Origin of the sequence: Kineococcus radiotolerans SRS30216 = ATCC BAA-149 (genome assembly GCF_000017305.1) — a bacterium.
Lineage (GTDB): Bacteria > Actinomycetota > Actinomycetes > Actinomycetales > Kineococcaceae > Kineococcus > Kineococcus radiotolerans.
The window spans coordinates 2,780,095-2,791,833 of sequence record NC_009664.2; the positions used below are offsets into that span (position 1 = coordinate 2,780,095).

The window sequence follows — 11,739 nt, forward strand, 5'->3', positions numbered from 1 at the left end:
GGACCGGCCCGTCCGTTACGGTCGCGGGATGCTCCAGGGGTTGCGCGCGGGTCGCGCCCGGTCCGTCCGCGCCGCCCCGGACCTGGCGGCGGTCCTCGGCCCGTTCCTCGTGTGGTGGGTCGCCGTGGTCACCGTCACCACGGTGTCCCTCGCCTCGATCCCCGTCGTCCTCGACGCCAGCTACGACCACCTGCGGCCCCACCCGGTGTGGGTGCAGTCGCTGGTGCGGTGGGACTCGAACTACTACCTGACCATCGCCGAGCGCGGGTACGTCTCGCCCGAGATGCCGGCGTTCTTCCCCCTGTACCCCCTCCTCGTCCGCCTGGTCGCGAGCACCGGACTGGCCTACCCCGTCGCCGGGATCCTGGTGAGCGCGGTGGCGACGGTGGTGGCCCTGACCCACCTGCGCCGGCTGGCCGTCGACCACTTCGGCCCGGCGGAGACCCTGCTGCACCAGCGCGCCGTGCTGCTGTTCCTCGCCGGCCCCTCGGCGTTCTTCCTCGCCGCGGTCTACACGGAGTCGGTGTTCTGCGCCCTCACGTTCGCGGCCTTCCACCACGCCCGCCGGCAGCACTGGGGACGGGCCTGCGCCCTGCTCGCCCTCCTCACCGCCAGCCGGTCCCCGGCCGTGGTGGTGGTCCTCGCGGTCCTCGTCGAGTACCTCACCCGGCCCGGCGCGCGCGGCCACCGGGTGGACCGGCGGGTCCTGTGGTTCTTGCTCACCCCCGCCGGCCTGCTCGCCTACCTCGGGTACGGCGCACGGGAGCTGGGGGACCCGCTGGCGTTCCTGCACGCCTACGACCACGGCTGGGCCTACCAGGTCTTCGACCCGAACGTCCCCGCGACGGTGCTGCACGTCCTGGGCGAGTGGGCCGCGCTGTTCGGCGCCGACGGCGGGCCGGACGTGCAGAACCTGTTCGGCCACGGCCTCGGGCCGTTCGCGTGGCTGTTCTGCCTCGTCGTGACGGCGGCGTCCTGGCGGCGCCAGCCCGCCGGGTTCACCGCGCTGTCGCTGGGGACCCTGGTGTTCGTCGCGCTCAACAGCAACCTGCAGGCGGTCAACCGCTACGTGATCGTCCTCTTCCCCGTCCTGTTCGCCGTCACCGGCTGGCGCCACCTGCGCGAGGAGAGCCGGTTCGGGCTGCTCCTCCTGGCCTCCGGCGCGGTGATGGCGCTGGGGGCGGTGCTCTTCACCCACGCCGAGTGGGTGGGCTGAACCACCGGCCGCCCGGACCCCGCCCGCGGCTGGGGCCGGGGCCGGGGCCGGGGATTCCCGGTTGACCCGCGAGGTCCCCGGTTGGTCGGATGCCCCGGTGCTCGAACCCCGGACCCGCCTCTCCGACGCCGACCTGCGCGCCGTCGCCGACCTCGTGCGGCGCGTCGTCGCCCACGACGGCGGCCGGCTGAAGATCGACTGGGAGGACCTGCGCCACCGCTCCGGCGAGCGCACCGACGACCTGCTGTGGGTCGAGGGGGGCCGCGTCGTGGGCTTCGCCGCCCTCGACGTCCACGGCGGCCCGGCCGTCGAGATCGCGGGGGCCGTCGACCCCGCCGCCCGGGGCCGGGGCATCGGCTCGGCGCTGCTCGCGGCGGCGGTCGAGGCCTGCCGCGAGCGCGGCGCGGAGCAGGCGCTGCTCATCGTCCCGCGCTCCTCCGGCGCCGGGCACCACCTGGCCCGGCGCCTGGGCGCGCCGCTGGCGCACTCCGAGCACGCCCTGCGCCTGGACCGCGCGCCCGGGGCCGGGCCCGAGGACCCCCGCACGACGCTGCGGGCCGCCACCGACGACGACGTCCCCGTCCTCACCGCGCTGCTCGGCGCCGCCTTCGGCTCCGAGCCGGGGCACCTGCTGCCGGGCACGGGCTCCGGGCGGACCCTGGTCGTGGAGCACGACGGCGAACCCGTCGGCACCGTCCGGCTCACCCTCGACGACGGGGTCGGCGGCGTCTACGGCTTCGCGGTGGACCCCCGCGCCCAGGGCCGCGGCATCGGCCGCGACGTCCTGCGCCGCGTCTGCCGGGAGCTCCTCGGCGACGGGGCGCGCGCGGTCGGCCTCGAGGTCGCCGTCGACAACCCCCGCGCCCTGGGGCTCTACACCTCGCTGGGGTTCACCCCGGTGACGACCGAGGACTACTACGACCTGCCGCTCGGCTGAGGGGACCGGTGCGGGCCGCCGGGGACGACGGCCCGCGACGGGCTCAGAAGACGCCCAGCTCCGCCACGTGCCGGCGGCGGGCGGCCGCCGCGCCGACGGCCAGCGCGAGCCCGAGGCCGAGGTGCAGCCAGTTGCTCGCCACGTTCACCGGCAGGACCGGGGAGGGGGAGTTCACCACGAGCCCCGCGCCGGCCACCGCGGCCACCAGGTACGCGAGGGCGGTCCAGCAGACCGCCTTGTGGGCCTGCCGCGGGGAACCGGAGAAGGCCAGCACCGTCAGGCCGAACAGGACCTGCAGCGACGCGCTGGTGGCCGAGGTCGTGAAGAGGCCGAACAGGTGCGCGTCGGAGCGGAAGAGACCCATGGCGTCGTAGTTCGACGTGGCCCCCGGGAGCGCCCCGAGGACCCCGAGGGCGGTGACGAGGACGCCGGCCCCGCGGGCGTAGCGCGTCACGGGACCACCGGCGGGAGCGGGGGCGTCGAGGGCGGGAACCGCGGCGGGCGCGGTCGTGGGAGGAGCGGAGGTGACGTTCACGGCGGCAGTGTCCCAGGTCGGCGCCGCGGGTCGCCGTGCCCGCTCAGCGGGGCAGCAACCGGTGCGCGTCGGCGGCGCTGACCCCCTGCGCCTGCAGCAGGTCCACGACGGTGGAGCGCAGCTGCGCGACCACCACCGTCGCCGACAGCGACTCCGCCCCGAGCGTGCGGGGCCCCAGCGTCACCGCCAGCTCCTGGAGCCCGCCCACCGAGGGCGGCACCGTCTCGCCCGGGTAGGGGGGCTCGCCCACCGCCCGCACCGAGGCGGCCAGGGACTCCAGCGCCTCGGCCAGCGAGTCGGGCATCGCCTCGTCGTAGCGCAGCGCCGTCTCGACCCGCCGCAGCGCGACCCGGACGTTGCGCGTGGCCCGGTCCATCCCCGCCAGCAGCTTCTTCTGCTGGGCGAGCTCGCTGCGCCCGCTGCGCCGCAGCGGGGACAGCCGGTGCACCTCCTGACCAGCGTTGAGCGACTGCGCCCACCCGTCGAGCTCGGTCTGGCTGCCGCGGGCCCGCGTCAGCACCTCCTGCGCCTTCGCGGCGTCGCCCGCGCGCAGCGCGTCCGCGCTGTCCTCCAGCAGGTCCGCGAGCTGCCCCGCGTAGGCCTTGGCCCGCCCCCGCAGCTCCCGGCGCGGGTCCGGGGGCAGCAGCGCCGCGATGGCCAGCGCCACCACGACGCCGGTCATGGCGTCCAGCCAGCGCGCCGCGCCCCCGCTCCCCTGCTGCGGGGGGTAGGCGACGATGAAGCACGCCTGCAGCGCGGCCTGGTTGACCAGCAGGATCCCGGAGTCCAGGAACCGGGCGACGAGCATCGCGGAGGTCACGATGAGCGTGATCTGCAGCGGGCCGCGGCCCACGAAGTGCACGAACAGCGACCCCAGCAGCACCCCGATCGTGACCCCGACCCCCAGCTCGCCCACCCGCCGCAGCCGCTGGTTGTTCTGCACCCCCAGGCAGACGACGACGGCGACGCAGGCGAAGACCGGGTAGGGCTGGTTCCACAGCGCCTGGGCCAGCATCCACGCGATCCCGGCCCCCAGGCCGCACTGGGCGATCTGCCACCAGGAGCCCTGCCACCGCTGCCAGCCCGTGCGGGTGCGTCGGCGGGCGGAGACGGCGAACGGGATCGTGCGGGGCACGGGGCGATCCTCTCCCACGACGTCCTCGGGGGCACCGGGGAACCTCTACCCTCGGTGCCCGTGGACGTCCTCGTCATCGGCTCCGGTGCCCGTGAGCACGCACTCGTGCGTGCCCTGCTCGACGACCCGGGGGTGGGGCGCGTCGTCGCCGCCCCGGGCAACGCCGGCATCGCGCTCGTCGCACCCGTCGAACCCGTCGAGGCCACCGACCCCGACGCCGTCGCCGCGCTGGCGCTGCGGCTGGGCGCCGACCTCGTCGTCGTCGGCCCCGAGGCGCCGCTGGTCGCCGGGGTCGCCGACGCGGTGCGGGCCGCGGGCGTCGCCTGCTTCGGCCCCTCGGCCGACGCGGCCCGGCTGGAGGGCTCCAAGGCCTTCGCCAAGGAGGTGATGGCCGCCGCCGCGGTCCCCACCGCGATGGCGCACCTGTGCACCACCGAGGACGAGGTCGCCGCGGCGCTGGACGCCTTCGGCGCTCCGCACGTCGTGAAGGACGACGGGCTCGCCGCCGGCAAGGGCGTCGTCGTCACCGACGACCGCGAGGCCGCCCTCGCCCACGCCCGCGCCTGCCTGGCCCACGGCCCCGTCGTCGTCGAGGAGTTCCTCGACGGCCCCGAGGTCAGCGTCTTCTGCCTCACCGACGGCGCGAGCGTGGTGGCCCTCGCCCCCGCGCAGGACTTCAAGCGCGCCCTCGACGGCGACGAGGGCCCCAACACCGGCGGCATGGGCGCCTACTCGCCGCTGCCGTGGGCGCCGGGCGACCTCCCCGGCCTCGTCGTGGAGCGGATCGCGCAGCCCGTGGTGGACGAGATGGCCCGCCGCGGCACGCCCTTCAGCGGCGTCCTCTACTGCGGGCTGGCCCTCACCTCGCGCGGGGTGCGGGTCATCGAGTTCAACGCCCGCTTCGGCGACCCCGAGACCCAGGTCGTCCTGGCCCGCCTGGCCACCCCGCTGGGCGGGGTGCTGGACGCCTGCGCGCGCGGGACGCTGGGCGACCAGCCGGCCCTGCGCTGGCGCCCCGACGCCGCCGTCACCGTCGTGGTCGCCGCCCCCGGCTACCCGGAGGCCCCCGTCACCGGCGGCGCGCTGCGCGGCCTGGACGACGCCGGCGCCGTGGCCGGGGCGGCGGTGCTGCACGCCGGCACCGCGCCCGCCCCGGACGGGACGGGGATCGTGAGCTCGGGCGGGCGGGTCCTCTCTGTCGTGGGCGTCGGCGCCGACCTCGCCGCGGCCCGGGCGGTGGCCTACGAGGCCGTGGGACTGGTCGACCTCGAGGGCGGGCGCTTCCGCCGCGACATCGCGCTGACGGCGGCGCAGGCGTGAGCCCCGCCGGTCCCGTCGAGCTCGAGGGCTGGACGCACACCTACTCCGGCAAGGTCCGCGACCTGTACGTGCCCTCCGCCGGTCGCGACGGCACCGTCCTCGTCGTGGCCAGCGACCGGATCTCCGCCTACGACCACGTCCTCACCAGCACCGTCCCCGACAAGGGGAAGGTCCTGACCGCGCTGTCGCTGTGGTGGTTCGAGCAGCTCGCCGACGTCGTCCCGCACCACGTCCTCTCCACCGACGTCCCCGCCGCCGTCGCCGGGCGGGCCATGGTGTGCCGCGAGCTGGACATGTTCCCCGTCGAGTGCGTCGCCCGCGGGTACCTCACCGGTTCCGGTCTCGTCGAGTACCGCGCGAGTTCCACCGTGTGCGGTCTGGAACTCCCCCCGGGCCTCGTCGACGGTTCCCGGCTGGCGGAGCCGATCTTCACCCCCGCCACGAAGGCGGAGGTCGGCGAGCACGACGAGAACGTCTCCTTCGAGCACGTCGCGGCGACGATCGGCGCCGACGCCGCGGCCGAGCTGCGCGCGCTGACCCTCGCCGTGTACCGCCGCGCCGAGGGCCTCGCCCGCGAGCGGGGGATCGTGCTGGCCGACACCAAGCTGGAGTTCGGCACCGCCGACGGCGTCACCGTCCTCGGCGACGAGGTCCTCACCCCCGACTCCTCGCGGTTCTGGCCGGCCGAGAGCTGGGAACCGGGCCGCGCCCAGCCCAGCTTCGACAAGCAGTTCGTCCGCGACTGGCTGACCTCCCCCGCCTCGGGGTGGGACCCGAAGGGGACCGGGGCGCCGCCGGAACTGCCCGCCGAGGTCGTGGAGAAGACCCGCGCCCGCTACGTCGACGCCTACGAGCGGCTGACGGGCCTGAGCTTCACCGCCTGAGGACCACCGTTCCCCGTGCGCCGCCTCCTCGTCCGCCTGCTCCACCTCGACCTCGTCCGCAGCGCCAAGGCCGTCCAGCACCTGACGACGTTCGTGGTCACGGCCGTGTCGACGATCCTCGTCACCCGGCTGTTCCTGGCGCTGTCGGGGTACCCGCGGATCGGCGGCGACACCGGTCTGCACGTCGCCCACGTCCTGCCCGGCGGGCTGCTCATGCTGGTGGCGATGTGGCTGCAGTTCTCCTACATCGGGCCAGGGCCGCGCGCGGCGGCGGCGCTGGTGGGCGGTGCGGGTTTCGGGTTGTTCATCGACGAGGTCGGCAAGTTCGTCACCTCCGACAACGACTACTTCTTCGAACCCTCCGCGGCGATCATGTACGTGGTGTTCACCGGTTTCGTCGTCGGCGCGCGGTCCCTGCGCCGTCGGCGCCCCCTCACCGACGCCGAGCACGTCGCCGGTGCCGCCCACGTCCTCGTCGACGGTCTCGCGGGCCGGTTGTCCGAGCACCGGCGGCAGGAGGTGCTGCGCACCCTCGACGCGGTGGGTGAGCGCGAGGGCGTGGGGGAGCTGCGGTCGCTGCTCGAACGCGTCGAGACCCGCACCCCCGGCGTGCCGCAGCGCCTGGAGGGCGTCTGGCAGGCCGTCGCCGACCTCTTCGCCCGGGTCTCGTCCTCGCGGTTCGCGCTGCCGGCGATGGGCGTCCTGCTGCTGGCCCAGACCGCCGGTGCGGCCGTGGTGGTCCTGGGGGCGTGGCACAGCCGGACCCCGCACGGGATCCCGGTCGCCGGGGTGCTGCTGGGGGCGACCCTCTCGCTGGTGTTCACGGTCGTGGGGTCGTGGCAGGGCGCCCGTCGCGGCCGGCGGGCCGCGGTGGAGTCGTTCCAGCGCTCGGTGCTGACGTCGCTGCTGCTGACCCAGGTCTTCCTCTTCGCCGTCTCGCAGTTCGCGGCGACCGCGGGCCTGCTCGTCGACCTGGTGCTGCTGGGTCTGGTGAACGCCGACCTGGCGCGGACGCGCCGGGTCCCTCGCTGAGCGCCGCGCTTCACCCGTCCGCCCCGCGGGCCCGCCCGATCGGCGGCTGCGCCGGGGCCCGCGCTCACCTAGCGTCGTCCGGTGCCCCGAACGACTCCGCTGCTGCTCGCCGCCTGCGCCGCCCTCCTGCTCCCGCTCTCCGCCTGCGGGGGTGACGACCCGGCCGAGGCGACCTCGACCCCCAGCGTCGCCGCGAGTGCGAGCCCGATCGCCGTCGCGACGCCCGCAGTGCCGGCGGGGTTCCCCGACGCCCCCGTCGCGGTGACGTCGACGGCCGTCGACGGGGTGACGCTGGAGGTGTACCGGGCGCTGCGCAGCGGGGACTCGGTGACGTTGGCGTTCGCGGCGCGGAACACGGGGGCGGAGCAGGCGAACCTCGGTCAGCGGCTGGGGTCGGACCCCCTCCACACGGACGCCTCGGGGGTCTCGCTGTTCGACCCCGTCGGCCTGAAGCGCTACCTCGTCCTGCTGGACAGCGCAGGGGGCTGCCTGTGCAGCAGCAACGCCGTCTGGGTGGAGCCCGGGGAGCACCGGTTCCTCACCGCCACGTTCTCCGCTCCGCCAGCCGACGTGGACTCCGTCACGGTGGAGACCCCCATCGGTTCCCTGCCCGCGATCCCGCTCACCGAGGCCTGAGGTGGGTCTCCCGCTGGCCCTCGCCGGGATCCTGCTGCTGACCGCGACGCCGTCGCCGGCCCCCAGCGTCCAGCCATGGGTGGGCGACCCGGCCGACGGACCGGCCGGCCGGGTCCTCGCGGTGGCTCCGCGCGTCCTCGACGTCGGGCCCCGCGTCGAGGACGTCGTGCAGCCCGTCCCCGAGGGGGAGTCCATCACCGTCGGCGCCGACGTCCTGTTCGCCTTCGGCTCCGCCGACCTGCCCGCGTCCGCGGCCGGCCAGCTCGCCGGGATCGGGGCGCGGATCGGCCGTGGGCACCCCACCGCCATCCGCGTCGAGGGCCACACCGACGGGATCGGCGACGACGCCGCCAACCAGTCGCTCTCCGAGCGCCGGGCCGCGGCCGTCGCCGCCGCCCTCTCCGCCGCCGCGGCGGGGGTCCCGGTGCAGCAGGAGGGTTTCGGGGAAACCCGTCCGCTGCGGCCGGAGACGACCGCGAGCGGTGAGGACGACCCCGCCGCCCGCGCCGCGAACCGCCGCGTCACGGTCGTCCTGCGGGACTGAGGCGCCGTCTGCCACGGTGGGGCGGTGACCGACGCGCACGCACCGCTGGCCGACCTCGTCGCTGCCGTCCCCGGCCTCCCGACCGGGCGGCTCGTGGCGCCGGCGGGCTACGGCGGCGCCGAACCCCTCCTGTGGGTCGCCGACGTCCCCGCCGGGCGGGGGCGGTGGGCGGAGCTGGCCGCGGCCCACCCGGCGACCGGTCTGTGGCCGGTGCTGCTGGAGGGCCTGGCCGAGGGCGACCTCGCCCGCCCCTGGCTGGAGGGGGAGTTCGCCCCCGCGCCGTGGGCCCCCCTCGACGTCCCCGCGCTGGAACCGCTGCTGGCCGAGGCCTTCGCCGGCGCCTTCGAGGACGAGGACGAGTTCCCCGCCGGGCCGCCGCCGTGGCCGGGCCCCTCCCCGGCGCTGACCCCGGTCGCCGACCCCGCCGCGGTCGCCGCGGTGCTGGCCGACGAGCTCGTCGACCACGGCGCCCCCCGGCACCTGGGGCTGGTGCCGGCCGCGCGCGGCGCCGACGTCCTGGCCGTCCTGGGCTGGCTGGGCGCGACGAACCACGACACCGCGCCGGGGGTGCTGTCGTCGGTGCTGCGCAGCTGGGAGGACCGCTTCGGCGTCCGGCTGGTCGCCCTCGGCTTCGACACCGTCGTGGTGAGCGTGGCGGCGCCGCCGGCCGACGCGGCCGAGGCGCTCCCGGTGGCCGCCGAGCACCTCGGCTTCTGCTACGACGCGGTCTTCCAGGACGGGCCGGGCGACCTCGCCGCGTACGCCGCGGAGCTCGTCGGGACGGGCGCCTGGCGCTTCTGGTGGGACTGACCCCGCGGGCTGGCACCCTGAGCCGGTGTCCTTCGACGTCCCCCGCACCCGGGGCTGGGCCCCGCACGTGCCCGCGGCGCTCGCCGCGCTGACCCTGCTGCTGGGTCTGCAGCTGCTCGGCACCCTCCTGGTCGACCTCGCGCACCTGCCGGTGCCCGGGGCGGTCGTCGGGCTGGTGGTGCTGCTGGTCGTGGGCGCGCGGTTCCCGGGGTTCGCCCGGCGCGCCGAGCCCGCGGGGGAGCCGCTGCTGAAGCACCTGCAGCTGCTGTTCGTCCCGCCCGGGGTGGGGGCGCTGACGCAGTGGTCGGCCGTCGTCGGCTCGGCGGGCCCGCTGGCCCTGGCCGTCGGCGGCTCCTTCGCGCTGGGGCTGGTCACCGCCGGGGTCGTCCTGCAGCGGCTGCTGCGGCGGGGGCGGTCCGCGTGAACGCGGTGGTCCACGCTCCCGGTTTCGGGCTGGCCCTGACGGTGGCGGCGTACCTGGGGGCGGGGGAGCTGCACCGCCGGCTGGGCCGGCCCGCCCTGCTCGCCCCGGTGCTGGTGGCGATGGTCGTCGTCGCGGGAGCGCTGGAACTGCTCGGCATCCCCTACGAGGAGTACCTCGCCTCGGTCTCGGTCCTCACGCTGCTGCTGGGACCGGCGACGGTGGCCCTCGCGCTGCCGCTGCTGCGCTCGGGGCGCGCGCTGCTGGCCGACCGGGCGGCGGTGCTCGCGACCCTCCTCGTCACCGGGGTGGTCAGCGTCGCGGTCACCGTCGCCGCCCTGGTGGGGCTCGGCGCCGACGACGGCCTCGTGCTGACGGCGCTGCCCCGTTCGGTCACCACCCCCGTCGCCCTGACGCTGGGGGAGGCGATCGGGGCGAACACCGCCCTGGCCGTCGTGCTCACCCTGGTCTCCGGCGTCCTCGGCGCCACCGTCGGGCCCTGGCTGCTCGACCGCGTCCGCGTCGTGGACCCGCGGGCCCGCGGTTTCGCCCTCGGGGTGGCCTCGCACGGCATCGGGACCTCGCGGGCGCTGGCGGAGTCCGACGTCACCGGGGGGTGGTCCAGCGCGGCGATGGTCCTCAACGCGCTGGCGATGACGGCCGCCCTGCCGGTGGTCGCGACGCTGTTCCGCTGAGGCCCGCGCGGGGCGCGGGCCCGCGCACCGGCGCCCGCTCTGCGGGGGCTGTGCGCTCGTTGTAGCGTGCGCATCGAGAACACCGGCGCAGCCGCTGCGTCGTCCGGCCGAACAACGGCCGGCGCTGCCCCCTGTCCACCGTGCGCGACCCGGCCGAGCCGGGGCCCCCACCCGACAGCAGGTCAGTGGCTCCTGACGGGACGTCCTCGACGTCCCCCGAAACCCCGGAGGTCCCCATGCCCCTCGGCAGCACCGCTCCCGCGCGCCGTTCCGTCCTCTTCGGCTTCGCCGCCGCCGGTTCCCTGGGGTTGCTGAGCGCCTGCGGCGCCGGGTCGGAGGTCAGCGGCGCCGGGGAGAGCGCCGCGGCCGGCGGCTGCGACGTCGACGCGCCCACCACGGCGACCACCGTCAACGTCCTCGCCTACGCCAGCACCGCGACCGACCCGTTCTCCAAGGCGATGTCCGACGGGTGCACATCGGGTGAACTCACGGTGGAGCTCCCCCCGACCGACCTCGCCGGGCAGCACCAGCGCGCCGTGCAGAGCTTCTCCGGCCCGACCGCGAGCTACGACATCGTGGAGACCTACGGCAGCATCCGCCCGCTGTACGCCGACCGCGGCTGGGTCGTCCAGCTCGACGACATGATCGCGGCGAACAGCGACCGGTACGCCCTCGACGGGATCGACCCGACCCTCATGGAGGCCGTCGCCTACGACGGGAAGCAGTACACCCTGCCGACCTTCTGGGGCGTGGCGGTGATGGTCTACCGCAAGGACGTCCTCGAGCAGGTCGGCAAGCAGGTCCCCACCACCTTCGCCGAGCTGATCGACACCGCGCAGGCCATCAAGGACCAGACCGACATCTCCGCCCCGCTGGCGATCCCCTTCAACCCCTCCGGCGACATCGCCAGCCAGTTCAACCAGGCGCTGCACTCCCTGGGCGGCGACCTGTTCGTCGAGGGCCAGGCCGTCCCCGCGCTCGACGGCGAACTCCCCGTCAAGGCCATCACGGCCCTCGCCTCGCTGCTGCCGGTGATGAGCGACCAGGTCATGAGCTTCTCCTCCCCGGAGGTCATCACCCAGCTGCAGACCGGTCAGGCCGCCCTCGGGCTGCTCATGTCCGGTCGCGTCGCGGACCTCACCGACCCGGACAAGAGCAAGTTCGCCGACCAGATCGCCTTCGCCGTCCCCCCGTCGGTGGAACCCGGCGGGCTGCCCATGACCTACCTGTCCGTCGACGGCTTCTCCATCGCCGAGAACTCCGCCGTCGACCACGAGCTGCTGTTCCAGCTGGCCTGCGTCGGGACCGGCGAGGGCGCGGCGAAGGCCGCCGCCAGCGCCACCATCCCCGCGCGCACCGACATCGCCGACGCGGCCGAGCTGCCCGTCAAGGAGGCCGCGCTGGCGACGCTGCCCGACGCCGAACCCCTGCCCCAGGTCCCGTACATGGCCGACGTGTACACCGCGCTGGGGGCCCCGATCGGGGCCGCCGTGAGCGGGCAGACGAGCGCGCAGGAGGGGGCGGCGGCGGCCCAGGCGGCGGCGGTGGCGGCCATCGCGTCCGCCGGGTACTGA

Annotated in this window: 13 protein-coding genes; 11 read left to right on the forward strand and 2 right to left on the reverse strand. The window is 76.0% G+C overall.

The window, feature by feature from the left end; all coding sequences use genetic code 11:
* Window positions 1–28: 28 nt before the first annotated feature.
* Together KRAD_RS24400 and KRAD_RS13330 are read left to right on the forward strand one after the other, a co-directional pair.
* Window positions 29–1,216: a mannosyltransferase family protein gene (locus tag KRAD_RS24400; RefSeq protein ID WP_157873594.1), complete on the forward strand. Its 1,188-nt coding sequence runs from the start codon at window positions 29–31 to the stop codon at window positions 1,214–1,216.
* Window positions 1,217–1,313: 97 nt separating this feature from the next.
* Entirely contained in the window at window positions 1,314–2,153 is an 840-nt protein-coding gene (locus KRAD_RS13330; protein ID WP_157873595.1) for a GNAT family N-acetyltransferase, read from the forward strand.
* 43 nt (window positions 2,154–2,196) lie between these two features.
* Here the strand turns inward: KRAD_RS13330 and KRAD_RS13335 are convergent, their stop codons facing one another.
* Together KRAD_RS13335 and KRAD_RS13340 are read right to left on the reverse strand one after the other, a co-directional pair.
* Window positions 2,197–2,688: a DUF4383 domain-containing protein gene (locus tag KRAD_RS13335; RefSeq protein ID WP_012086147.1), complete on the reverse strand. Its 492-nt coding sequence runs from the start codon at window positions 2,686–2,688 to the stop codon at window positions 2,197–2,199.
* 43 nt (window positions 2,689–2,731) lie between these two features.
* Window positions 2,732–3,823, reverse strand: a complete 1,092-nt coding sequence (locus KRAD_RS13340; RefSeq protein ID WP_049821199.1) for an FUSC family protein — start codon at window positions 3,821–3,823, stop codon at window positions 2,732–2,734.
* 60 nt (window positions 3,824–3,883) lie between these two features.
* On the opposite strand from KRAD_RS13340, the gene purD reads away from it, so the two are divergent.
* The 9 genes from purD (at window position 3,884) to KRAD_RS13385 (ending at window position 11,739) form a co-directional block, all read left to right on the forward strand.
* Window positions 3,884–5,143 carry a phosphoribosylamine--glycine ligase gene (gene purD / locus KRAD_RS13345; protein WP_041293208.1) on the forward strand — a complete coding sequence of 420 codons (1,260 nt, stop codon included), beginning with the start codon at window positions 3,884–3,886 and terminating at the stop codon, window positions 5,141–5,143.
* Window positions 5,140–6,027, forward strand: a complete 888-nt coding sequence (locus KRAD_RS13350) for a phosphoribosylaminoimidazolesuccinocarboxamide synthase (RefSeq protein ID WP_012086150.1) — start codon at window positions 5,140–5,142, stop codon at window positions 6,025–6,027. Before purD ends, KRAD_RS13350 begins: the two co-directional genes overlap by 4 nt.
* Window positions 6,028–6,042: 15 nt before the next feature.
* Entirely contained in the window at window positions 6,043–7,059 is a 1,017-nt protein-coding gene (locus tag KRAD_RS13355) for a hypothetical protein (RefSeq protein WP_012086151.1), read from the forward strand.
* An 81-nt stretch (window positions 7,060–7,140) separates the two neighbouring features.
* A complete protein-coding gene (locus KRAD_RS13360; RefSeq protein ID WP_012086152.1) occupies window positions 7,141–7,695 on the forward strand; it encodes a hypothetical protein in 555 nt (184 codons plus the stop codon).
* Between the two features lies 1 nt (window position 7,696).
* Window positions 7,697–8,239, forward strand: coding sequence for an OmpA family protein (locus KRAD_RS13365; RefSeq protein ID WP_012086153.1), 543 nt, complete (start codon window positions 7,697–7,699; stop codon window positions 8,237–8,239).
* 24 nt (window positions 8,240–8,263) lie between these two features.
* On the forward strand, window positions 8,264–9,049 hold the full coding sequence (locus KRAD_RS13370; protein WP_012086154.1) for a DUF4253 domain-containing protein: 786 nt from the start codon (window positions 8,264–8,266) through the stop codon (window positions 9,047–9,049).
* A 25-nt stretch (window positions 9,050–9,074) separates the two neighbouring features.
* Entirely contained in the window at window positions 9,075–9,473 is a 399-nt protein-coding gene (locus KRAD_RS13375; RefSeq protein ID WP_012086155.1) for a CidA/LrgA family protein, read from the forward strand.
* Window positions 9,470–10,165, forward strand: a complete 696-nt coding sequence (locus KRAD_RS13380) for an LrgB family protein (RefSeq protein WP_012086156.1) — start codon at window positions 9,470–9,472, stop codon at window positions 10,163–10,165. The genes KRAD_RS13375 and KRAD_RS13380 overlap by 4 nt, the downstream gene beginning before the upstream one ends.
* 236 nt (window positions 10,166–10,401) lie before the next feature.
* Window positions 10,402–11,739, forward strand: coding sequence for an ABC transporter substrate-binding protein (locus tag KRAD_RS13385; RefSeq protein ID WP_012086157.1), 1,338 nt, complete (start codon window positions 10,402–10,404; stop codon window positions 11,737–11,739).